The organism is Arthrobacter sp. 9E16 (assembly GCF_002929435.1).
In the GTDB taxonomy this organism is placed as follows: Bacteria; Actinomycetota; Actinomycetes; order Actinomycetales; family Micrococcaceae; genus Arthrobacter_B; species Arthrobacter_B sunyaminii.
In genome coordinates, this window is sequence record NZ_PJIU01000001.1 from 695,690 (window position 1) to 719,523 (window position 23,834).

Here is a 23,834-nt window from a genome sequence, read left to right on the forward strand (position 1 = left end):
CGGTGCCGAGGCATCAATCCGCACACCGGGAGGTCCGTCCGGGACGCTGAGGCAACCCCTGCCCGAAGTGCTACTTCTTGGCTGAAAGCTCCGCCGTGATTTCGGCTGCCCGTTCCGCTGCGGCCCGCGCTCCCCGGGCGATGACACCGGGCAGGTCCTGCTCGTCGAAAGTCCGGATGGCTGCTTCGGTGGTGCCGTTGGGGCTGGTCACGCCGCGGCGCAGGGCGGTTGCGTCGGCGCCGGGCTCGGCGAGCATGTATCCGGCGCCGGCAACGGTGTCCCGCGCCAGGACTGTTGAAAGCTCAGGGTCCAGGCCCAGCTCTACGCCGGCGCGGGCCATGGCCTCGGCCAGGTAAAAGGCATAAGCGGGGCCCGATCCGCTGACCGCCGACACAGCGTCCACCTGGTCCTCTGGAACCTGCACCACGCGGCCGGTGGCCGACAGCAGCTCGGCGGCCAGCGCCATTGTTGCCTCGGTGGCACTGGTTCCGGCCGAGATCGACACCACGCCGCGCCCCACCTTGGAGGGTGTGTTGGGCATGGACCTGATGACGGGCTGTCCGGCGGGAAGGCCCGCCTCCAGCATTTCCAGCGACACGGCGGCAGCCACGCTGATGACAACGGCGCCGCCGGGCAGAGCGGGGGAAATCTCCTCCAGCAGTGCTGCGACGCCCACGGGCTTGACCCCGATGATGACGACGTCGGCGCCGGCCACGGCGGTGCGGTTGGCCTCGGCGTCGTCATTGCCGGCGAGCACGGTGATCCCGTGCCGTTCGCGCAGCTCGGCTGCCCGTTCGGGACGGCGCACGGTGGCCGTCACCTGCGCGGCCGGCAGCCCGCCGGCGAGGATTCCGCTCAGGATGGCTTCATTCATTGAGCCGCAGCCCAGAAAGGTCAGGTGGGTTTCTCCGGTATCCATGTTTTCGATTCTGTCACGGCACTGCGCGCTGCCATGTTCCGTGACAAGCGGCTCATAAGAAGCAGGCTATTCCGAAATCTGTCCCAGGTTCATCCGCGCGAAGTCCAGCGTCTGCTTCAGCTGGTCCTCCCGCTCCCCCGCCCCCTTGGCCTTCCGGGTGCTCACTTCAATGGCCACGACGCCGTCAAAGCCGGTTTCGCTGAGATACTGCAGGGCTTCGGCGCAGCGCTGCGTCCCTTCTCCGGGAAGCATGTGCTCGTCGCGGCCGTTGGGTGTGCCGTCGGTGAGGTGCACATGGTGCAGTCGGGGACCGAGCTTGCGCAGTTCCTCATAGGAGTCCATGCCGGCGATGGCCGCGTGGGAGAAGTCCCAGGTGACGTGCTCGTACGGTTCCGGAATCGGATTCCAGTGCGGCAGGTAGGCCTTGGCCTCGCGCCCGCGGACCCGCCACGGATACATGTTTTCCACCGCGATGGTGACGCCGTACTGCTCGGCAATGTGCCGCACGCCTTCGGCGAAGTTCTCGGCATAACCGGACTGCCAGCGGAACGGTGGATGAGCCACCACCGTGGTGGCTCCCACTTCCGCGGCCATGGCGGCGGAGAGTTCAATCTTGGTCCAGGCCTTGCCCCACACCTGCTGGGTGAGCAGCAGTGTGGGCGCATGAATAGCCAGGATGGGCTGCGAATAACGCTCGCTGAGTCCGTTCAGGATTTGCGGGTTCTGGCTGTCGCTGTTTCCCGTAACCATGATTTCCACCCCGTCATAGCCCAGGTCATGGGCAACGGCGAAGGTGTCATGCACGGACAGCGGATAGACGGAAGCGCTGGAGAGGGCCACCGGAATGACTTTGGCGCCGCTTTCCTCCGCCGGTGGAGTGTGGGGTGAAGAAGGCATTCAGTTGGACTTTCCGTAGATAAGGCTGCGTCCGGCTCCGGTGCCGGACTCCATGACTTGAGGGGTGGTCTCAGTTCGCGGAGTGTCGGGCAGCGGCCCGTCGGATTCAAAGCGGAGAGTGTCAAAACGCTGCAGGATCAGTCCCTCGCGCAGGGCCCACGGGCAAATCTCCAGTACCGGCAGGTCGAAGGCCTCCATCGCGGCATGGGCGGTCATGGCGCCGGCCAGCACCTGGGCGGCACGGATCGGAGACACTCCGCCGAGGTTGCTGCGGTCGTCAATGCTCATGGTCTCCAGCCGTTTGGTCCACAGTCCCAAGTCTGTGCGCTGCAGGCGCCGACGGACATAGGGGCCGTCCGCGGAAGGCGCGGCACCGGCAATCCGGGCCAGTGACCGAAAGGTCTTGGACGTGCCCACGGCGAGGTCAGGCCGGCCATGCCGTTCAAATTCCGCGGCAGCCTCACGGACCTCACCGCGGATGTACTTGCGCAGCTTCTTGATGCTTTTGGCCGTGGGCGGATCCCCCGTCAGCCAGTCCCGAGTCAGCCGGCCGGCGCCCAGGGGAAGCGACAGCGCCGTTTCGGGCAGCTCATCGGCCCCCTGCGCCATTTCAAAGGACCCGCCGCCAATGTCCAGGTCCAACAGTGTCCCGGCGCCCCAGCCGTACCACCGGCGGACAGCCAGGAACGTTAGGGACGCCTCCTCGGGACCGCTGAGTTCACGCAGGTGGACACCGCTTTCGGCCTCGACCCGGGCCAGCACGGCCGCACCGTTGGCCGCCTCGCGAATGGCCGAGGTACAGAATGCCAGGAGGTCCTGGGCACGGTGCCGGCGGGCAAAGTCCCCGGCTTCGGCGACGAAATTGATCAGCTCGCGCTGCCCCGCCTCGGTGATGGCGCCGTCGTCGTCCAGATGCGCTATCAGCGACAGCGGACGCTTGTGGGAGGCAAACGGCAACGGCCGCGCACCCGGGTGCGCGTCCACCAAGAGGAGGTGGACGGTGTTGGAGCCAATGTCGAGCACGCCTAATCGCATAACCCCATTATCCGCTCAAAACACAGCCGCTCTGAAACGCAGCCGCCGTACGGCGGCTGCGCTCTTCGCGGGCTACTTCTTCGCGGGTGCGCGCTTGCGGGCTGCCGGCTTGCGGGCGGCGGGCTTCTTCGCCGGACCCTTTTCGCGCTTCTCCGCCAGCAGGTCAATGGCCTGCTCACGGGTCAGCTCTTCAATCGCAGTGGACCGCGGCACCGTGATGTTGGTGATGCCGTCGGTGATGTACGGACCAAAGCGTCCGTCCTTGACCACAATCGGCTTCTCGGAGACCGGGTCGGTGCCGAACTCGGCCAGCGGAGCCGCTGCCTGACGCCCGCCGCGCTGCTTGGGCTGGGAATAGATTTCCAGCGCCTGTTCCAGCGTGATGGTGAAGATTTCCTCTTCCGAACCGATGGAACGGGAGTCGGTGCCCTTCTTCAGGTACGGGCCGAAGCGTCCGTTCTGCACGGTGATCTCGTTGCCCTCGGCGTCGGTGCCCAGCACGCGCGGGAGCTTCATCAGTTTCAGCGCTTCCTCGAGCGTGACGGTGTCCACGCTCATGGACTTGAACAGCGATCCGGTGCGCGGCTTCTGCTTTACGGGCTTCTTCGGCGGCTTGGGCTTGCCGTTCTTGTAATACTCCACCGGCTGATTCGCCAGTTCCTCGGCTGTGACCTCGGGGATCAGCTCGATGACGTACGGGCCGTAGCGGCCGTTGCGGGCCACGATGGTGCGCCCGGTTTCCGGATCCTCGCCCAGGACTCGCTCTTCCGGCCCGGCCGTTTCCATCAGCTCGATCGCCTTCTCGGCGGTCAGCTCATCCGGGGCCAGATCCTCCGGGACGTTGGCGCGCTCCGGCTCGGTGCCTTCGGGTGCGTCCGCGGGCAGCGGGCGCTCCAGGTACGGGCCGAACTTCCCCACGCGCAGGGTGATGCCCGGGGCGATTTCGATCGAGTTGATGGCCTTGGCATCGATTTCGCCGAGGTCGTTCACGATGGTGTGCAGTCCGGTGTCCACGCGGTCGCCGTAGTAGAACTGGTTCAGCCACTCCACGCGGCCGGCTTCGCCGCGGGCAATGCGGTCCAGATCCTCTTCCAGCTCGGCCGTGAAGTCATAGTCCACGTAGTCGGTGAAGTGCTCTTCGAGCAGCCGCACCACGGAGAACGCGATCCAACTCGGCACCAGCGCCTGGCCGCGGTTGGTGACGTAGCCGCGGTCCATGATGGTGGAGATGGTGGCCGCGTAGGTGGACGGACGGCCGATGCCGAGCTCTTCGAGCACCTTCACCAGCGACGCTTCCGTGTAGCGCGGCGGCGGGGATGTTTCGTGCCCGACGGCGTTCAGCTCGGCTGCGGTCAGCGCATCGTCGGCCTTCAGGACCGGCAGGCGTGCACCCTCGGTGCCCTCGGCGTCGTCGTCGCGTGCCGCATCGCGGCCCTCCTCGTAGGCGGCCATGAAGCCGCGGAAGGTGATGACGGTACCGGAGGCGGAGAACTCGGCGTCCCGGCCGTCGGAGGCCACGGCACCGAGGCGGACGGACGCCGTGGAGCCCTTGGCATCGGCCATCTGCGATGCGACGGTGCGCTTCCAGATCAGTTCGTACAGCTTGAACTCGTCGCCACGCAGTGATGAGGCGACCTGCGCCGGGGTGCGGAAGGAGTCACCGGCGGGGCGGATGGCCTCGTGGGCTTCCTGCGCGTTCTTGGACTTGCCCTTGTACACGCGGCGCGCTTCGGGCACGTATTCGGGGCCGTACAGTTCGGAGGCCTGGCGGCGGGCGGCGTTGATTGCCTGGTCCGACAGCGCCGGCGAATCGGTACGCATATAGGTGATGTAGCCGTTTTCATACAGCCGCTGGGCCACCTGCATGGTCACCTTGGAGGAGTAGCGCAGCTTGCGGCCGGCCTCCTGCTGCAGGGTGGAGGTGGTGAACGGAGCGGCCGGACGGCGGGTGTACGGCTTGGTGTCCACGGAGCGGACCGTGAACGACGACGATTCCAGGTTCGCTGCCAGCGAGGTGGCTGCCGCTTCGTCCAGGTGGGCCACGGACTTGGCCTTGAGCTCGCCCAGGTCGCTGAAGTCCTTGCCGGTGGCCACGCGGGCACCGTCCACGGAAACCAGCTTGGCCTTGAAGGATTCGGCCGCGCCGGTGGCAAAGGTGCCCAGCAGGTCCCAGTAGGACGCCGGGCGGAAGGCCATGCGCTCACGTTCGCGCTCCACCACCAGGCGGGTGGCGACGGACTGCACGCGGCCGGCGGACAGGCCGCGGGCCACCTTGCGCCACAGCACCGGGGAAATCTCGTAGCCGTAGAGTCGGTCCAGGATGCGGCGGGTTTCCTGGGCGTCCACCATGGCAACATCGACGTCGCGCATTTCCAGCAGCGCACGCTGGATGGCTTCCTTGGTGATTTCGGGGAAGGTCAGGCGGTGCACCGGAACCTTGGGCTTGAGCACCTGGAGCAGGTGCCAGGCAATGGCTTCGCCTTCACGGTCACCGTCAGTTGCGAGGTAGAGTTCGTCGGCGTCCTTGAGGGCAGCCTTGAGCTCGGCAACCTTCTTCTTCTTGTCCGCGGAGACCACGTAGTAGGGCTCGAAGTCTTTATCCAGGTCCACGGCAAACTTGCCGACGGCTGTCTTCTTCAACTCGGCAGGCAGGTCGGAGGGCTGCGGAAGGTCACGGATATGTCCCATGGACGCCGTCACCTCGAAACCCTCGCCGAGATACCCGGCGATGGTTTTGCCCTTGGCCGGAGACTCGACAATTACAAGCTTCTTCTTGCCGGTCTTCTTGTCCGTCGCCTTAACTGGCACTGTTCTCCTACGTACGAAGGTGGTTCTCAAAGTATGGGTTGTTGTGGCCGGGCTCTGCTGCCTGGCCCGATTCATCCTCAGACAGTATGCGGGATGCCCCAGCACTAGGGTAGCCGCATTGAATAGGACTTATTGACGAGCCTACCGAAAAGCCGGAGGTCCTTCTGCGGACGTCAATTGGCTGCGGGAACCAGGAATCCGTCCAGGACCAGGTTGCGGACCTCGGCTTCCAGCCCGGCGGCAAACTCCGGTTCCGGGCGGTCCAGCAGCACCGCGAGCGCTCCAATGATCTGTCCCACGGACAGCTCTCCGTCACTGGCGGAGACAAAGCCGGTCAGTTCCGTGCTCATGAGATTCGTACGCCGCAGTCCCGCTCCCTGGCGCAGCAGGATGACGCCGGGATGTTCCGCCCCCGGCCGTGAGTGGCGCTCCTCGGTCACGTCGTCGGCCACCTCCAAGTACGCCTCCGCCAGCGAGGGATGCGCCGCCAGCCAGTCAAAGCGCTCGACGGCGGCGCCCAGGTGCGGCCCAACGGGCTGTTCCAGCGGGTGCGTGATCTCCTCAAAACGCCGCAGCGGAACAGCGTCCGGGGCCAAGCGGCGGCGAAGGAAGATGGATCCGAAGCCGATGGCCTGCACCTTGCGGGAGGCGAAATCCTCGAGGTAAGCGGCGTAGGAGGCCAAGTATTCGGCCCGGTTCCGGTTCTCCGCGGCGTCCCGCAGCCACATTTCCGCGTATTCGGCGGGCTCCAGGATTTCGCGCTGGATCACCCACGCATCGGTTTCCGCCGGCAGCCAGGACTCGATCCGTTCCGACCAGTTCGGGGACCCGCTTTCCTGCGTTTCCGGAGACTCACTGTAGGGAAGATCACTGTCCTGAATCTCCCAGTTACCCAGCATTTGCGCCGTTCCACCGGGAACCAGGACGCCCTGCAGGCTGCGCACGAGCGTGGCGACGATTTCATCACCGGCCAAACCGCCGTCGCGGTACGTGAAGCGGTCCTCGGGATCTTCACACCGGGGGCGGGGAGTAATCACAAACGGCGGATTGGACACCACCAGATCAAACTGTTCTCCGGCCACCGGTTCCAGCAAGCTGCCTGCCCGCAGTTCCACCCGGTCCGCCAGGCGCTGGGGATTCAGATCCAGCGCGCCCGCGTTCAGCAGCAGGTTGAAGCGGGTGAACGCGAGCGCCCGTTCCGAAATATCCGTTGCCGTCACATGCCGGGCGTGGCGGAGGAGGTGGAAAGCCTGGATCCCGCAGCCGGTGCCCAGGTCCAGGGCACGCTGAACCGGGCGGCGGATCGTCAGCTGTGCAAGGCTCAGCGAGGCCTGTCCGATGCCCAGCACGTGATCGTGGCGGAGGACGCCCGGCCGCTGGTGAGCACCCAAATCGCTGGCGACCCAGAGGTTGGCGCCGTCGGCGTCATCGTCGATTTCGTACGGGCGAAGGTCAACCGCGGCGCGGAAGCCTCCGTCCGGCACCGATTCGACCAGCCCCAAAGCAAGAAGCCCGCGGGTGCCGGTCCGCGGCAGGGCGGCATCCAACGGCGCCGCTTCCACTTCTTCTCCGGCAAGCCACAGCCGGATCAGGACGGAAACCGGAGCCGGGTTTTCCTTGGCCGCCTCTTCACGGCAGCGCAGCACCGCCGGTACCAGCTGGTCCCGGCCCAAGGCTGCGGCGGCAGACTCCCCCAGGAAGTCCGCCACCCCATCCACCGTGTAGCGGACAGCCGCCAAATCCGCGGCAAGGCTCTGGATCAGGGGAAGGTCGGAACTCTGGGGTGCATCCGGGACACCGGCGAAATCAGTCACCTCCCCAGTTTATGGCTGGCTCGCCGGGTGCCCGGACACAGGGGTTTTGCTACTGGGAAGAAACCTCCTGCAGCTCGCCGCGTTCATCCGTCACTCTTTCGGACTGCCGCCCGGCCGCGTGCCGTGCCGCCAGATAACCGAAGACCGCAGCCGGGGCAATGGTGGCTCCCGCCCCGGGGTAGGTCCGGCCCATGACCGAGGCCGTGGTGTTCCCTGCCGCATACAGTCCCTGGATCACCGAACCATCTTCCCGGAGCACCCGTGCGTCCGGATCCGTGACCAGTCCGCCCTTGGTGCCCAGGTCCCCGGGATAGAGGCGGACGGCGGTGAACGGGCCCTTTTCCAGGGCGCCCAGGTTCGGGTTGGGTTTTACCCCGGGATCACCGTAGTAGTTGTCATAGGCGGTGTTGCCCCGGCCGAAATCCTCGTCCACGCCGGTCCGTGCAAATTCGTTGAACCGTTGCACCGTGGCCGCCAGACCTGCCGCCGGAACACCCATCTTCTCCGCCAGCTCTTCCACCGTGCCAGCCTCCAGCAGCAGCCCCTCGGCAGCCCACTTTTTCTTCCCGACCATGATGGCAGAAAACAGATAGCGCCGCCGGTGCCGCGCCTCCATCACCAGCCAGGACGGATTGGCCGTCACCGTCTCATTGCGTTCAAGCATGTGGTGCCCAAAGTCGACATAGGACTCGGACTCGTTCAGGTACCGCTGCCCCGAGGCATCCACCACCAGCGAGTGTGGCATGGAACGCTCGGCGAGTGAGAACGCGACTCCGCCGCCCGGACCCACCGTGGACGGTCCCCACCATGCGTCGTCCATGAGCGCCAGGGCTCCGCCGCGCTGGGCCACCAGGTCAATGACGTCGCCCCGGTCCCCCTCCGGCGCAGAGGAATACTCCTGCTCCAGCCCGTGGTACTTTTTGCGCCATTGCGCGTTGCGGGCAAATCCGCCGGCGCCCAGCATTACGCCCTTCCGGGTCCGGATGCGGATGCTGCGCCCGCGGCGGGTGACAACGGCGCCCACCACCGCGCCGTCGTCGTCCTGGACCAGATCAGTCAGCGGCGAGGACAGCCACACCGGTGTCTGCTGCTGGCGCACGATGTGCATGAGGGAGCAGGACAGCGCTCCGCCCAGACCGTACAGCCGTTTGCCGCGGGCCAGCCCGCCCAGGGTCCGGAAAACAAAACGGGCACCGCGGATGAACCCGCCGGGCGTGGACCAGGCGCGGGAGAGCTCCCAGACATCGTCAGTCATCAGCGGCACCGGGATGCCGGATTTGGCGGCCCGGGACTGCTTGAACCAGGAACCGAGCAGTTTGGTGTCAAACGGGCGGACTTCCAGCGAACGCCCGATCATGCCGCCGGGTTTGTCCGGGTAGTAGTCGGGATAATCCTTGGACCGCATCCACTGCACGCCCAGGGTGCCCAGCAGGGTGACCACGTCGGGAACGGCATTCAGGAACGCCAGCTTGCGTTCGCGGGAGGACACCGGGCCGACATCGTCGATCACCGTTTCCATGTAGGTGAGAGCCTTTTCCGTACTGTCCGGAACCCCGGCCCTGCCCATCAGCGGATTGTTCGGCATCCACAGTCCCCCGCCCGAAATCGAAGTGGTGCCGCCCCACACATCGGTGCTTTCCACCACCAGGACATCCAGGCCATCCTCCGCCGCGGTGACAGCGGCGGTGAGGGCTGCCGCTCCGGTGCCCACCACCAGGACGTCTACGATCCTGTCCCACTCTTCGCTCCCCGGCGGCGCTGTGTCCTTTGTGGTGCCCGTTCGCGTGCTCTGCTCCTGCGTCATGGCCTGCTCCCCCTATGGGTCCGCGTGTCCCGGACGTCAGCGTCCGGGGTGCGACGAATGCTACATGATGACTTTTCAGTGGAAATCAGTGGTCCGGCCGCAAAACCCAACCAAGCAAAGTGTTGCCTACATCACATTTGTGAATTAGAGTCCAGTTTCAGTTCAGGATCTGAAACATGCACCGACCGTCTCCTTGAAGCAGCTCGGTGCGCTATGACATTGGAGTCAGCACATGGCGTTTGCCCTTACCGAAGAGCATGCGGACCTTTGCTCCGTTGCAGCCGACTTTGCGGGACGGTTCGCCGACACACGGGTCACCCGCGAGCAGCTGGACTCTTACGGGGCCGGGGAACCCGCGCCGTTTTGGGATGACCTGGTTGCCAACGGACTGCACGCCCTGCATATCGGCGAAGAGCACGGCGGACAGGGCGGAACGGTGGCTGACACGGCCATCGTGGTGGAGGAATTTGCCCGCCGGCTGGTACCCGGCCCCTTCCTCTCAACGGTGCTCGCCAGTGCGGCCGTCGCGGCAGCCGGTGACTGCAAAGCCTCAGCCAGCGGTCTGGCCGCCTTCGCTGAAGGCGCCCGCGGCACCCTGGTTCTTTCTTCCGCAATCACCGGCACCTCCGCCGCTGAGGGCGGCTGGCTCCTGCACGGAACCGCCAACGTACTCTCACTCCAGTCAGCCGATCTTTTGGTGGTTGGCTTCAACGACGGCGGAACCACGCGGTTTGCCCTGGTCGATGCCCGCAGCGCCGGCGTCAGCCGCAGGGTCCAGGCCTGCACGGATCTGACCCGCGACGCCGGTATCCTCGAACTCTCCTCGGTGGCCGTGGGCTCCGAAGCGATCCTGGAAAACCTCGGGGCAAGCCGCGTGGAAACCCTGCAGACCTGCCTGCTCGCCGTGGAAGCAGCCGGCGTGAGCCGCTGGGCTGTGGAAGCTGCCGCTGAATACGCCAAGCTGCGCGAACAGTTCGGTTCGCCGATCGGTTCCTTCCAGGCCGTCAAGCACAAGTGTGCCAACCTGCTCATCACCGCCGAACTGGCCGCAGCGGCAGCCTGGTCCGCCGTCGTGTCCCTAGACCAGGATGAGGACCAGCAAAAACTGGCTGCCGGTGCAGCCGTTCAGGCCGCGATCGCCCCGTCGGCAGAAGCGGTCACCGAAGCAGTGACCATTTTCGGCGGAATCGGCTTCACCTGGGAACATGATGCCCATCTGTACTGGCGGCGGGCAATGACGCTGGCCGCTCTGGTGCCGGCCATGAACGACGCCTCCACATCGCTGGGCAGGGTTGCCCTGGAGCAGGACCGCCGCATTGACATTGAACTGCCCGACGAGGATCCGGCCTTCCGCGCCCGCATCGGCGAACTGCTCGATCATGCCCGGACACTGTCCAATGAGCACGACGGCGGGCGCTGGTACTCGCGAGGATCGCAGCGGACATTCCTCGCGGAAAACGGACTCGCCGCCCCGCACTGGCCTGCCCCCTATGGGCTGGGCGCCACTCCCGCCCAGCAGGTGGTCATCTCCCAGGAATATGCCCGCCGCGGGATGACCCAGCCGTCGTCGGTGATCGGCGAATGGGCCATGCCCACCGTGCTGGCCTACGGCAGTGAAGCGGTCAAGGAACAGTTTGCGCTGCCTACCCTGCGCGGGGAGTTGATCTGGTGCCAGCTCTTCTCCGAACCCGGTGCCGGGTCCGACCTCGCCGGGCTGAGCACCCGGGCAGCCAAGGTGGACGGCGGATGGGAGCTGCGGGGACAAAAGGTTTGGACGTCCGGCGCCCATGAGGCGGACTGGGGCATCTGCCTGGCCCGCACGGACAGCGAGGTCCCTAAGCACAAGGGACTGAGTTACTTCCTCATCGACATGCGAAGCGCAGGGGTGGATGTCCGTCCCCTGAAGCAGTCCACCGGCGACGCCGAATTCAATGAGGTGTTCCTGGACTCGGTCTTCGTGCCCGACGCCTACCTGCTGGGGGAACCCGGCCAGGGCTGGCGCATCACGGCCATGACGCTGCAGAACGAGCGGACTCAGATTTCCTCCGGTGTTTCGGTGGGTACGGAGGACGCGCTGCGGTCCATGATCACCCAGGGCACCTACGCCGGCCGCGAGCATGACGCACTCTCCTCCCTCGGCAGGATCGCAGCCTTCAGCTCGGCCATCGGCGCCCTGAACCTGCGGGAGACCCTTCGCCAGGTCAACGGCATGGCACCGGGTGCCGGATCTTCACTGGCCAAGGTTGCCCACGCCCGGCTAACCCGCGAGGCCGCATCCCGCGTCCTGGCGCTGGCCGGACCCGGAGCGCTCTTTGCCCAGGCTCCCGGAGACGCAGTGACCGGACAGCTTTCCGTTCCGCAGGTGCTGATCGGCGGCGGAACGGTGGAAATCCAGCTCAATGTCATTGCTGAACGCATCCTTGGACTTCCCCGCGGCTGATCCAGGACAGCAGGACCCGCCGCACCCCCGAGCGCAGTGACCCCACAACCAAGCTCCACCGGAAGGAACCGTTTCGCATGACAACGTTGACGAGCGAGACCGACAGCCCACGCACCCTGGATCCCGCCCGCCTGCGGGAACTCCTGGAGCCCAAGTCCATTGTGATCATCGGAGCAAATACCCGATCCGCCTGGTCCCACTTCACCTACAGCAACCTGGTCTCCGGCGGGTTCGAGGGCAAGCTTTACCTGGTCAACCGCCGGGGCGAGGACTGCCACGGCCAGGCATCATTTGCCACGATTGCCGATCTGCCGGAGGCGCCGGACCTGGCGATTGTCCTGACCGGAACGGATTCCCTGGCAACCATCCTGGAGGAAGCCCGGATCAAGGGCATCCGCAACCTGATCATGCTGGCTGCGGGGCTGGGCGAGGCCGGAGCCGAGGGCGCTGCCCTGCAGGCCAGTCTGGTGGAGCGGGCACGAGCGGCGGACCAGCTGATCCTGGGACCCAACAACCTGGGATTCCTCAACACGCATTCCAGGGTTGCAGCCTTCAGCCATATGACCCAGATGCCCATGATCAGCGGCGGCGTGGGAATTGCCACCCAATCCGGAGCGCTCGCCATCTATCTGCTTCCTTACATGGCCTCGCGCGGCGTCGGCTGCTCCACGGCGGTGACCGTGGGGAACGAGGCGATGATCTCTGCCATCGACGTTATGAGCCTGCTGGTGGACGACGAGAACACCAAGGTCATCGCCGCTTACCTGGAACAGATTTCCGACCCGGCGCAGTTCCTCGACGTGGCTGCCCGCGCCCGCGCCGCAGGCAAGCCGATTGTCATTTTCAAGGCCGGACGCAGTGAAGCATCGGCCCGGGTCGCTGCAGCCCACACCGGTTCGCTGGTGGGCGACGACACCGTCATTGACGCAGCCTGCCGCCAGCACGGAGTCATCCGGGTGGAAGGCATCGAGGACCTCGTGGCCACCGCGGGCCTCATCGAGGCCTACGGCGCCCTGCCCGGCCGCCGCATGGGCGTTGTCACCGGCTCCGGTGCCATGTGCGCCCTTGTGGCCGACAAGGCCGACGCCGCAGGGCTGGACCTGCCCGCTCCGCACCCCGACACGGTGCAGGGACTGCACGACGCCGGGCTTCCCGCCTTCTCCACCGTCAACAACCCGATGGACACCACCGGGTATGTGTCAGTTGACCCGACCATCCTCACCAAGGCTGCCCAGTGCTTTATCGATGACCCGAATTATGACTTCGTAGTGGTCAACGGCTCCTGGCCCGCCAACCAAGCCGTGGCGGACATGAGCCGGGCCACGCAGGATGAGATGCTCCGGCAGTTGACCTCCTCCCCCAAACCCGTCATTGCGATGAGCTTCCTGCCCACGGAGGTGACCGAGTTTGGCCGCGCGTTTGCCGCGGAACACGGCTTCCCGCATGCCTCCGATTCGTTTGACCGCGGCATCACCGCGGCCGCCCGCAGCGCCTGGTGGGGACAGCGTGCCGCTGAACTCGCAGCCGACGGCGAACCGCCGGCCGCCGCACCGATCGCCAAACCGGCCGGTGCGGATTCATGGACGGAAGTCCAGAGCGGTGAATTCCTCCGCAGCCTTGGCGTGCCGTACGTGCCTGCAGTGGTTGCTTCCTCCGCTGAGGAAGCCGTGGCCGCCGCCGAAGACCTGGGCTACCCGGTGGTACTGAAGATTGCGTCGGAGGACATCGCACATAAGACCGAGGTTGGCGGTGTCCGGCTGATGCTCTCGGATGCCGATGCGGTGGCCGAGGCGTACCGGTTCATCCGTGCTTCCGTGGCTGAACTGGCACCGGCTGCCCGGGTCCAGGGTGTTGCGGTATCTCCGATGCGTCCTGCAGGCACCGAAATGCTGGTAGGCGTTGTCCGTGACCCGCGCTGGGGGCTCGTGCTCGCCGTCGGATTCGGCGGGGTCATGGTGGAGCTGCTCAAGGATTCGGCGGTGCGCCTGCTGCCGGTGGGGCCCGCCGAGATCCGCCGCATGCTCGAATCCCTGAAGGGCATTGACCTCCTGACCGGCTTCCGTGGCGGAGAAGCCACCGACCTCGACGAGCTGGCTGAGGCCATCTTTAAGATTTCCCAGGTGGCCGTGGGACTCGGCGATGAACTCGAGGAACTCGAAATCAATCCGCTCCGGGTTTCCGGTAACCAGATCGAGGCGCTGGACGCGCTGATCCGCTGGAAGGACCAGTAGCCGGTGAGCCACATCCAAGGGCGCCGGGAGGCGGTGATAACGTTGCAATTTCTGAGGGAATTCGGCCGGGAGGCGAGTGATGGTTCGGCAACTAACGCGCGAAACAATGGACCTTCCCGCCTATCAGGTGGAGCGCCGGCAACGGATCCTGGATGCTGCGAAAAACCTGCTCCGCGCCAACGAGTACGAATCAATCCAAATCCGCGACGTCGCGTCCGAGGCGAACGTGGCGCTCGGAACGCTGTACCGGTACTTCTCCTCGAAGGAGCACCTGTATGCGAACGTCGTTTACGACTGGAGCGTTCCGTTTGGTGCAGCGGACGAGGCCGTGCCGGACAGCTTCAGCACCACCGAGCGGGTCGCCCAGCGGCTGCGGCAGGCGCTGGCCGCGTTCCAGAAAAGGCCGAATTTTTACCAGACGATCCTGATGCTGCGGACTTCCTCCGATCCGGATGTGCGCGAGCTGATGCAGCAGCTGGTCCTGTTGCTCGAGGAACCTCTCCGTGCCGATTTCTCCACCCTGTCACCGGACGAGGCTGCGGACATTACCGCCATGGTGTGGGCCATCCTCATGGACATGGTGGGGCGCCTGCTGGCCGGCAACCAGACGTTGGAGGATGCCAACCGGGTCCTGGTCCGCTTTGTGAAAATGATCGGGCTGCGGCTCGACCAGGTCGAAGCGGGAGCACCTTAACCGCTGCAGCAGGCCGGGTGTCTGAATGAGCGCCCATGAACTCGACCATGTTGCCTTTGCCGTTCCGGCCTGGGGCCGGGCCGGAACAATGCTGCACCGGGAACTCGGAGCGCGGTTTGCCAGCGGTTTCACCCTGCCGGAGTTCAACCCGTGCCAGGTTGCCCTCGCCGAGGACATGCGGCTGGAGCTGCTGGAACCCGGCAGCTCCTCCACGTCCTTCATCGCACGGTTCCTCTCCGAAAACGCAGGAAACGCCGCACCGCACCACATCACCTTCAAGGTGCAGGACATCTCCGCAGCAATCGCAGGGGCACAGGCGGCCGGAATCGAGCCGATTCTGGTGAACACCGAGCATCCGCTGTGGCAGGAAGCCTTTTTGCATCCCAAGGACACCGGGCTCGGGTTCCTGACGCAGATGGTCCAGACATCGGAAGCTCTGGAGGACATCACCGCTGCCAACGAGTTCACTGCGGACTGCCCCTGGGAGGAAGACCCGTCCTCTCCGGCCCGGCTGCCGGTTGTCTTTGGGCTGGTGCCTGACCTGCAGCGTGCGGAACACGTGCTCGTCAACGTTCTTGGCGCCGGCAGGCAGCGGTTGCCGGAAGTTCCCGACGGAGAACCGGCGGCCACCGTGTTCCGGTGGCCGGAAGGCGCGGACCTCATCCTGCAGGAATCGGTGCCCGGCGCCGGAGACTCAGGCCTCAAAGCCCTGGGCTTCACCGCAGCGGACGAGCCCTGGGCCGGACCGGATTCCCCCGGACTTCTGGAATTGCTCGGTGCGGGGTCTTTTTATCCCGAACTGGGCATTCGGATTTCGCCGCTGCGCATTCCCGCCCCGGCCAGATCCGGCTAGACCGTTCACGCCTACCCAACCAGCCGGCGTCGCACATCCGGCATCTGCACGGACCTTGGTGCACCAGCACATTTCATATACCAGCAATGAGGAGAACAAACGTATGGGACTTCGTGGAGAAGCCGCAATCCTGGGCTATTTTGAGCTGCCGCCGGAACGCAAGCTGAAGCGTGAGAAGACCTTCAACCTGGAACAGTGGGCCCGGCTCTCCAAGGCGGCGCTGGATGACGCCGGACTGGACGCCACCGACGTCAACGGCATCGTCACCCCGATGATCGGGGAAGCGGACATGTTTGTTCCCTCCACCATCACGGAATACCTCGGCATCAACGCAAATTTCGCCGAGATCGTGGACCTCGGCGGCGCAGGTTCCGCCGCCGGAGTGTGGCGGGCCGCAGCGGCCGTGGAACTGGGACTGTGCGACGCCGTACTGGTTACCTTCCCGGGCACCCACGACGTACCGGCCGACGCCCGCCGGCCGTTCGAGATGACCGACAAAATGTACTTCGGTGCCTCATCCAACGCCTACGGGTCGCCGCAGGCAGAATTTGAAATCCCGTATGGAAACCTGGGGCAGAACGGTCCCTACGGGCAAATTGCCAAGCGGTACGGCCACGAATTCGGCTACGACGAGCGCGCCATGGCAAAAATTGCCGTGGACCAGCGCACCAACGCCTGCGCCACCCCGGGCGCCGTTTTCCACGGTCAGCCCATCACCATTGAGGACGTGCTGGCATCACCCATGGTGGCGGACCCGCTGCACATGCTCGAAATCGTGATGCCGTGCCAGGGCGGTGCCGCTGTGGTGATTGGAAACAAGGACCTCGCAGCCAAATCCAAGAACCGTCCGGTGTGGATCAAGGGCTTCGGAGAACGGGTGCCCTACAAGACACCAACCTACGCACGGGATCTGATGCACTCACCCATGATCCACGCAGCCGACCAGGCGTTTGGCATGGCCGGCATCGGACGCAACGAGGTGGACATGGTCTCCATCTACGACTGCTATTCCATCACTGTGCTGATGAGCCTGGAGGATGCCGGCTTCACCGAAAAGGGCAAAGGCATGCAGTTCGTGAACGAACACGATCTCACCTTCCGCGGGGACTTCCCGATGAACACCGCCGGCGGGCAGCTTTCCTTCGGGCAGGCGGGCATTGCCGGCGGCATGCACCACGTGATCGACGGCGTGCGCCAGATCATGGGCCGTGCCGGTGAAGCACAGGTGACCGACTGCAACCGGGCCTTCGTGACCGGCAACGGCGGCATCATGAGCGAACAAACGGCACTGATCCTCGAAGGCAACTAGGAGTACACCCCATGAGCACCTCATACACTCTTCCGGATCTGCAGCGTCCGATGCCGGTCCCGACACCCCTGACCAAGCCGTTCTGGGATGCACTGGCGGAGCACCGCATCCGCATCCAGTATTCGCCTTCACTGGGCGAATACATCTTCTACCCCCGCCCCCTTGCCCCGGGCACCCTCGCCGACGACCTGGAATGGCGGGAAATATCCGGAGCCGGAACCCTGTACACGTATACCGTCTCCACCCGGCCGGTGGCCCCGCACTTCGCGAAGGAAGGCACCTTGGTGCTCGCGGTGGTGCAGTGGGATGAAGGCCCTAAGTTTTCCACCGAACTCGTCAACGTAGCCCACGATGACATCGAGGTGGGTATGCGGGTTAAGCCCGTTTTCTGCGATTACCCCGAAGCGGGAATCACCATGCTGCGCTACGAACCGGAGAACTGAAAATGACAGTCAGCACCGATTTTGCCCTGCCACCCGTCACCCTGCGCATCGGCAGTGAAGCGCGCAGCACGGGCAGTGGAACGCACACCCATATCAACCCCGCCACCGGCGAAGCCCAGGCACAGGTCCCGCTGGCAGGTGCCGCGGACGTTGACGACGCCGTCAACGCCGCCCACGCTGCCTTCGCGCTCTGGCGGGCAACACCGGCGGGCACCCGCGCCAAGGCGCTGCTCAAGCTGGCGCAGCTGGTCGAGGACCACACCGAGGACTTCGTCAATCTCGCCATTGCCGACAACGGCATTGCCCGCTCCAATGCCTATCCCACGGTTAACGCCGCGGTGGAGTGGATCCGGTACTACGGCGGCTGGGCTGACAAACTCCCGCTGGGCCGGATCACCTCGGTGGCCGGTGCGGGAGGATCGTTCGGCCATACCCTGCGTCAGCCCTACGGCGTGATCGGTGCAATCATCACGTGGAACGCACCGCTGATGTCCCTGGCCATGAAGGTTCCCGCCGCTCTGGCCGCCGGAAACACCGTGGTGGTCAAGCCGAGCGAGCTGACTCCCTTCACCGCTATGCTCTTTGCCGATCTGGTCACCGAAGCCGGCATACCCGAGGGCGTTTTCAATGTGGTTTCCGGCGGTGCAGAGGCAGGGGCGGCCCTGGTGGAGCACAAACTGGTCAAGAAGGTGACGTTTACCGGCGGCCCCGACACCGCACGCAAGATCACCGCGGCCTGCGCGCAGACCTTCAAACCGGTGGTCCTGGAGCTGGGCGGCAAGTCCGCCAACCTCGTCTTCGCCGACGCCGACCTCGAGGCCGCTGCCATGCACTCAACCTTCATGGCTTTCGGCATCATGAGCGGACAGGCCTGCGCCCTGCCCACCCGCCTGCTGGTCCAGGACTCCATCTACGACTCCTTTGTGGCCACCATCGGTGCAATCGCGGCCTCCTTCAAGACCGGAAACCCCCAGGAACTCGACACGATCTGCGGTCCGGTCATCAACCAAGCCGCCATCGACCGGATTCATTCGATGGTCACCCAGGCCCAGGAAGACGGGGCCCGCCTGGTTACCGGCGGACAGCGGCTTGCCGAGGACCTCGCTGACGGTTTCTTCTATCCGCCCACGGTCCTGGCCGATGTGGATCCTGCCAGCGAACTGGCGCAGAAGGAAGTCTTTGGCCCAGTGCTGGCCATCACCCGCTTCAGCGACGAGGCCGAGGCAATCGCCCTGGCCAACAGCACCGACTACGGGCTCTCCGGATACGTCTGGACCGGCGACGCCCGCCGGGCCGTCCGCGTGACCGAGGCGCTCGAAACCGGTGAAGTAACCATCAACGGCGCCCCCAGCGCAGTGGCGGAACGCCCCTTCGGCGGCATCGGCCACTCCGGCACCGGCAATGAAGGCGGCCTGGAGGGACTTGAAGAGTTCTTCTGGACCAAATCCGTCGCCTACGGGAACGGCTAACACCGAGTACAGCACCACCGCACCACCTTTCTCTAAAGATCGTCTGCTCCACCGCCGCCCGATACCTGTCGGCCGGCGCCGCTGCATTCTGTTGACCTCATAGGAAAGGCAGGACACCGATGTCCTCCACCACTCGGGCGCTCAAGCGCCCAGGCTTTGCTTCAGTAGTCATAGTCCTGGTTCTGGCCGAAATCATCTCGGCCTTCGAACTGTCCATGATGTACGTCATGCTGCCGACCCTGATCGCGGATTTCCAGGTAGACGCCAACACGGTCGCCTGGGTCGTCACCGCCTATCTGCTGGTCTCCGCCTCAGCCGCTGTGCTGGGCGGACGCTTCGGCGACATGTACGGCCGGCGAAAGGTCATGGTCATTGTCCTGGCCATCGCAGCCGTTGGTTCGCTCATCTCGCTGCTCGGGGGCTCCCTGGGCATGATTATCTTCGGCCGCGCCATTCAGGGTGTTGCCGGTGCCGTCCTGGGCCTGGCCTTCGGGCTGGCCCGTGAACACCTGGATGAAAAGCGGGTGCCGGTCGGCATCTCCATGGTCGGCGCCTCGGCCCTGATCGCCGGCGCCGGCGGATCCATGATCGCCGGGTTCATGATCGATCTCTTCTCCTGGCACGGGATCTTCGTCTTCGCTGCCGTCCTGGCGGTCATTGCCGCTGTGGCCATCCAGCTGGTTATTCCGCGGGACACCAACGCGGTCACCACGGACAAACCCGACTACCTGGGTGCCATCCTGCTGCCCATCGCGGTCAGCGCCCTCCTGCTGGGACTCTCCAACAGCTCAAAGACCGGCTTCCTGTCGGTGGAGTTCCTGGGCCTGATCGGCCTGGGCCTCGCTGCTGCCGCGGTGTGGGCGTGGTGGGAACTGCGGGTTGAATCGCCGATCGTGAACCTGCGGATGTTCAAGAACCGCCAGATCGCCCTGGCCATGACCGCAACGGTGTTCGCCGCCGTCGGTCCCCTGGGCGGAGTGTCCGTTCCCTCGCAGATGATCATGCAGTCCCCCGAGTCGCTGGGGTACGGGCTGGGCTTTACGCCCACCGAATCGGGCGTCATCATCTGCCTTACCGCCCTTGTTGGCTTCGCTCTCTCACCGGTGGGCGGGAAACTGTCCTTCCGGTACGGGGCGCGGATTGTGTTTATCGGAGGGCTCGTGCTGATGGCCCTGGTCCTGCCCCTCATCCTGCTCACCTACGGGAACGTGGCAATGTACGTAGTGGCGATGACTCTGAACGGCGTCGGCATTTCCCTCACCTACGGTGCGCTGCCGAACCTGCTCGTTGAGGTGGTCCCGGAAACCCACACCTCGGAAACAGCCGGAACCAACACCATGATCCGCAACGTCGGCCAGTCCGCGGCGATCGCCATCGGCGCGTTCATCCTCGCCAAGAACACGGACCCGGCAACCCAGGCCATTTCACAGCAGGGCATCAGCGCCGCCCTGCTCCTGGTCCTGGCCTTTGCCGTGCTCTCAGTCATCATGGGGCTGATGCTGAGCCGCAATCCCAAGCCCTGGGTTCCCGAGACGGTTGGCGAGCGCGACATTCGCCGCGGGACAACGCGCGATCCGGAAGGCATCGTTTCAGCCTCTGCCTAGTCAACAGCGAAGTTCCCGTAAGCGCTGGCATGCACCGCCTCACGCGGTGCATGCCAGCCTTTGGTTTCCAACACGAAAGGCAGGACGCGATGTCCTCCACCGCAAGGGCGCTGAAACGTCCCGGGTTTGCACCGATTGTCATAGTCCTGATTCTCGCTGAGATTGTCTCGGCCTTCGAGCTGTCCATGATGTACGTAACCCTGCCCACCCTGATGAGGGACTTCCAGGTGGACGCAAACACGGTTGCCTGGGTTGTTACGGCCTTCCTGCTGGTGTCAGCCTCCGCCGGTGTTCTGGGTGGACGCTTCGGAGATCTGTACGGCAGACGGAAGGTCATGGTCATTGCCCTGGTCATCGCAGCCGTCGGTTCGCTCATCTCGCTGCTCGGGGGCTCCCTTGGCATGATTATCTTCGGCCGCGCCATTCAGGGTGTTACCGGTGCGGTGCTGGGTCTGGCTTTCGGACTGGCCCGCGAACATCTCGACGAAAAACGTGTTCCGGTGGGCATCTCCATGGTGGGGGCCTCGGCGCTCATCGCCGGCGGGGGCGGCGCACTGATCGCCGGATTCATGATTGATGCCTTCTCCTGGCACGGCATCTTCGTCTTTGCTGCCGTCGTGTCGGTTATGGCCGCGGTGAGCATCCAATTGGTGATTCCCCGGGACACGGTGCTGCCCAGCCGGGAGAAACCGGATTACCTTGGCGCGGTACTGCTGCCCATCGCCGTGAGTGCCATTCTGCTCGCGTTTTCCGGCGCTTCGAAGACCGGTTTTGCGTCCGCCCAGTTCGTCGCCCTGATCAGCGTTGGGATCGTCGCCGCCGCCGTGTGGGCGTGGTGGGAGCTGCGGGTGGAATCCCCCATCGTGAACCTTCGGATGTTCAAGAACCGCCAAATTGCCCTGGCCATGACCGCCACCGTGCTCGCCGCCGTCGGGCCTTTGGGCGGCGGGAACGTCCCGGCGCAGCTCATCATGCAATCGCCCACTTCGTCGGGATACGGGCTTGGTTTTTCTCCCACCGGCGCCGGGGTTCTGATCAGCTCAACTCTGCTGGTGGGCTACTTATTCTCACCGCTGGGCGGAAAGCTGGCCTTCCGGTTCGGCGCCCGCACAGTCTTCATCGTTGGTCTGGCGCTGGTGGCCCTGGTCATTCCCATCATCCTGCTGACCTATGGAAGCGTGCTGATGTTTATCATTGCGATGGTCCTGAACAGCACCGGCATATCGCTTGCCTACGGCGCGCTGCCGAACCTGCTCATTGAAGTGGTCCCGGAAACCCACACTTCGGAAACTGCCGGCACCAACACCATGATCCGCAACATCGGCCAGTCCGCCGCCGTTGCCATTGGCGCGTACATCCTGGCCAGCCACACAGACCCGGCCACAACGGCCGTTGCGCAGGAAGGCATCAGCTCAGCGTTCATCTTCGTGTTGATTTTCGCTGCATTGTCAGTAGTGGTGGCACTGATGCTGCGACGCACTCCCGCACAGTGGGTTCCCGAGACTGCCGGCGAGCGCGACATTCGCCGCGGCACCAACCGAAGCCCGCAAGACACGGTCCACGCACCGCTGTAACCCTCAGCTGCGAAGTCCCCGGAGCCGCCGGGGCCCATGAAATCCGCATTTCAGTAAACGCTTGTGAAAGAGGAAAGACCATGACAATCCATCTTCAGAACATCGGGAAGGTCACGGAAGGCGCTCCCGTTTCATGGGAGTCCAAGGACGCTCTCCTGTACGCCCTGAGCGTGGGTGCCGGTGCCCGCGACCAAACAGCAAACCTTGCCTTCACCACGGAAAACTCCCGGGGGATCGATCAGAGCGTGCTGCCCACCTTCGCCGTGCTTCTGGGCGGATCCGGCGGTTCCATGGATGAGTTCGGGGACTTCAAGCTTTCGCAGATCCTGCACGGCGGACAAACGGTCACGCTGCACCGCACGCTGGCCCCGGCCGGAACCGTGATTCCGCGCAGCTTTATGAGCGGCGCCTGGGACAAAGGCAAGAATGCCGTTGTTGAGCTCACCACCCATCTGCTCGACGCCGACACCCGGGAGCTCACTGCCACCTCAGTGACCTCCATGATTATCCGCGGAGAGGGCGGCTTCGGATCCGAGCCGGCACCGCATGACGGGTGGGAGCTGCCCGACCGCCCGGCCGATCTTGTGGACGTACAAAGGACCTCTCCCGACCAGGCCCTGCTCTACCGCCTCAACGGCGACCGCAACCCGCTGCATTCAGACCCCGCGATGGCCGCCATGATCGGCTTTGAGAAGCCCATCCTGCACGGACTGTGCACTATGGGCTTCGCCGGCCGTGCCCTCCTGGAAGGCGCGTTGGGGTCTGACGTCGATGCGTTCGGCTCGCTGAGTGTCCGTTTTGCCGCACCGGTGATTCCGGGCGACGAGCTGACCACCAGCATGTGGATGACCGAAACCGGTGCCGTTTTCCAGACACGGGTTGGGGACACCGTGGTCCTGGACCGCGGCACCTGCCTCCGCCGCGATGCGCTGGCGGCCGGTGAAAGCCTGCTTTCCGAACCGGCTACGGCCTAACGTCACGGTCCGGCGGCGCGGCGGCGGCCCCACCAGGCTTCGCGCCCGGGCTGCCGCCGTCGTCATCGTTCCTATTCGATGCAGCCGTCCGGGCACCGAAGGGTGGACGGGTCCGAGGCGCACTCCGCGCAGTACAGGGTGAGCTTGCGGCAGGAGGGGTTGGAGCAGTTCTCGAACTTGCTGGTGGGAGCCTCGCAGCGCACACACTTGCCGATGGTGGCGGCGTCCTCGGTGAACTCCATGTGCATCCGCTTGTCGAAGACGTAGAGCGAGCCTTCCCACAGTCCCTTGTCACCGTAGGCTTCCCCGTAGCGGACAATCCCGCCCTGCATCTGGTAAACCTCTTTGAAGCCGCGGTTGACCATCAGCGAGGACAGGACCTCGCAGCGGATGCCGCCGGTGCAGTAGGTCACCACCGGCTTGTCCTTGAGATCGTCGTATTTGCCGGAATCCAGTTCGGCGATGAAGTCATGCGTGGTGGCAACGTCGGGCACCACGGCCCCCTTGAACTTGCCGATCTGGGCTTCAAAGGCATTCCGGCCGTCGAAAAAGACCACCTCTTCGCCGTCGGCCTCCTTCTCCTCCACCAGCTGGTGGAGTTCTTCCGGCCGCAGGTGGGTGCCTCCGCCCACTACTCCGTTCTCGTCAACCTTCAGTTCACCCGGGGCGCCGAAGCTGACAATTTCCTGGCGGACCTTGACGCTCAGCCGCGGGAAGTCCTCCGCACCGCCCTCGGAATACTTGATGTCCATCTTCTTGAAGGCCGGATATTCGCGGGTGGCCTTCACATATGCCTTCACGGCGTCAAGCTCGCCGCCCACGGTTCCGTTGATCCCGTCGGGCGAGATCAGGATCCGGCCGCGCAGTCCCAGCTTCTCGCAGAGGGCGCGCTGCCAGAGGCGCACGGCCTCCGGATCGGGGAGGGGCGTAAAGGCGTAATACAGTGCAATTCGGTTCAAAGCCACA

General features: G+C 64.9%; 17 protein-coding genes. 10 read left to right on the top strand and 7 right to left on the bottom strand.

Annotated elements, in window-relative coordinates:
* Nucleotides 1-70: 70 nt before the first annotated feature.
* From proC to CXR00_RS03300, 6 genes are all read right to left on the bottom strand, one after another.
* Nucleotides 71-919: a pyrroline-5-carboxylate reductase gene (proC, locus tag CXR00_RS03275; protein ID WP_104053069.1), complete on the bottom strand. Its 849-nt coding sequence runs from the start codon at nt 917-919 to the stop codon at nt 71-73.
* A 66-nt stretch (nt 920-985) separates the two neighbouring features.
* On the bottom strand, nt 986-1,816 hold the full coding sequence (locus tag CXR00_RS03280) for a sugar phosphate isomerase/epimerase (RefSeq protein ID WP_104053070.1): 831 nt from the start codon (nt 1,814-1,816) through the stop codon (nt 986-988).
* Nucleotides 1,817-2,851, bottom strand: a complete 1,035-nt coding sequence (locus tag CXR00_RS03285; protein ID WP_104053071.1) for an exopolyphosphatase — start codon at nt 2,849-2,851, stop codon at nt 1,817-1,819.
* A gap of 72 nt (nt 2,852-2,923) precedes the next feature.
* Complete coding sequence (gene topA / locus CXR00_RS03290) at nt 2,924-5,659, bottom strand: type I DNA topoisomerase (protein ID WP_104053072.1); 2,736 nt, start codon at nt 5,657-5,659, stop codon at nt 2,924-2,926.
* Nucleotides 5,660-5,832: 173 nt separating this feature from the next.
* The gene (locus CXR00_RS03295; RefSeq protein WP_104053073.1) at nt 5,833-7,473 is read right to left on the bottom strand and encodes a methyltransferase; all 1,641 of its coding nucleotides are present in this window, start codon (nt 7,471-7,473) and stop codon (nt 5,833-5,835) included.
* Nucleotides 7,474-7,522: 49 nt separating this feature from the next.
* Complete coding sequence (locus CXR00_RS03300) at nt 7,523-9,277, bottom strand: FAD-binding protein (protein WP_104053074.1); 1,755 nt, start codon at nt 9,275-9,277, stop codon at nt 7,523-7,525.
* A gap of 232 nt (nt 9,278-9,509) precedes the next feature.
* Here CXR00_RS03300 and CXR00_RS03305 point away from each other — a divergent pair, with 232 nt between their 5' ends.
* From CXR00_RS03305 to CXR00_RS03350, 10 genes are all read left to right on the top strand, one after another.
* Complete coding sequence (locus CXR00_RS03305) at nt 9,510-11,717, top strand: acyl-CoA dehydrogenase (protein ID WP_104053075.1); 2,208 nt, start codon at nt 9,510-9,512, stop codon at nt 11,715-11,717.
* Nucleotides 11,718-11,794: 77 nt separating this feature from the next.
* The gene (locus CXR00_RS03310) at nt 11,795-13,948 is read left to right on the top strand and encodes an acetate--CoA ligase family protein (RefSeq protein WP_104053076.1); all 2,154 of its coding nucleotides are present in this window, start codon (nt 11,795-11,797) and stop codon (nt 13,946-13,948) included.
* Nucleotides 13,949-14,027: 79 nt separating this feature from the next.
* Nucleotides 14,028-14,642 carry a TetR/AcrR family transcriptional regulator gene (locus CXR00_RS03315; protein ID WP_104053077.1) on the top strand — a complete coding sequence of 205 codons (615 nt, stop codon included), beginning with the start codon at nt 14,028-14,030 and terminating at the stop codon, nt 14,640-14,642.
* Between the two features lie 25 nt (nt 14,643-14,667).
* Nucleotides 14,668-15,495, top strand: a complete 828-nt coding sequence (locus CXR00_RS03320; RefSeq protein ID WP_104053078.1) for a VOC family protein — start codon at nt 14,668-14,670, stop codon at nt 15,493-15,495.
* A 103-nt stretch (nt 15,496-15,598) separates the two neighbouring features.
* Nucleotides 15,599-16,804, top strand: a complete 1,206-nt coding sequence (locus tag CXR00_RS03325) for a thiolase family protein (RefSeq protein ID WP_104053079.1) — start codon at nt 15,599-15,601, stop codon at nt 16,802-16,804.
* An 11-nt stretch (nt 16,805-16,815) separates the two neighbouring features.
* A complete protein-coding gene (locus CXR00_RS03330; protein WP_104053080.1) occupies nt 16,816-17,247 on the top strand; it encodes a Zn-ribbon domain-containing OB-fold protein in 432 nt (143 codons plus the stop codon).
* Between the two features lie 2 nt (nt 17,248-17,249).
* Complete coding sequence (locus CXR00_RS03335; RefSeq protein ID WP_104053081.1) at nt 17,250-18,716, top strand: aldehyde dehydrogenase; 1,467 nt, start codon at nt 17,250-17,252, stop codon at nt 18,714-18,716.
* A 119-nt stretch (nt 18,717-18,835) separates the two neighbouring features.
* Nucleotides 18,836-20,320, top strand: a complete 1,485-nt coding sequence (locus CXR00_RS03340) for an MFS transporter (RefSeq protein ID WP_104053082.1) — start codon at nt 18,836-18,838, stop codon at nt 20,318-20,320.
* Nucleotides 20,321-20,409: 89 nt separating this feature from the next.
* Nucleotides 20,410-21,894, top strand: coding sequence for an MFS transporter (locus tag CXR00_RS03345; RefSeq protein WP_181032458.1), 1,485 nt, complete (start codon nt 20,410-20,412; stop codon nt 21,892-21,894).
* 80 nt (nt 21,895-21,974) lie between these two features.
* A complete protein-coding gene (locus CXR00_RS03350; RefSeq protein ID WP_104053084.1) occupies nt 21,975-22,868 on the top strand; it encodes a MaoC/PaaZ C-terminal domain-containing protein in 894 nt (297 codons plus the stop codon).
* Nucleotides 22,869-22,939: 71 nt separating this feature from the next.
* On the opposite strand, the gene CXR00_RS03355 is transcribed toward CXR00_RS03350, so the two are convergent.
* The gene (locus CXR00_RS03355) at nt 22,940-23,833 is read right to left on the bottom strand and encodes a rhodanese-related sulfurtransferase (protein ID WP_104053085.1); all 894 of its coding nucleotides are present in this window, start codon (nt 23,831-23,833) and stop codon (nt 22,940-22,942) included.
* Nucleotide 23,834: the final 1 nt, after the last annotated feature.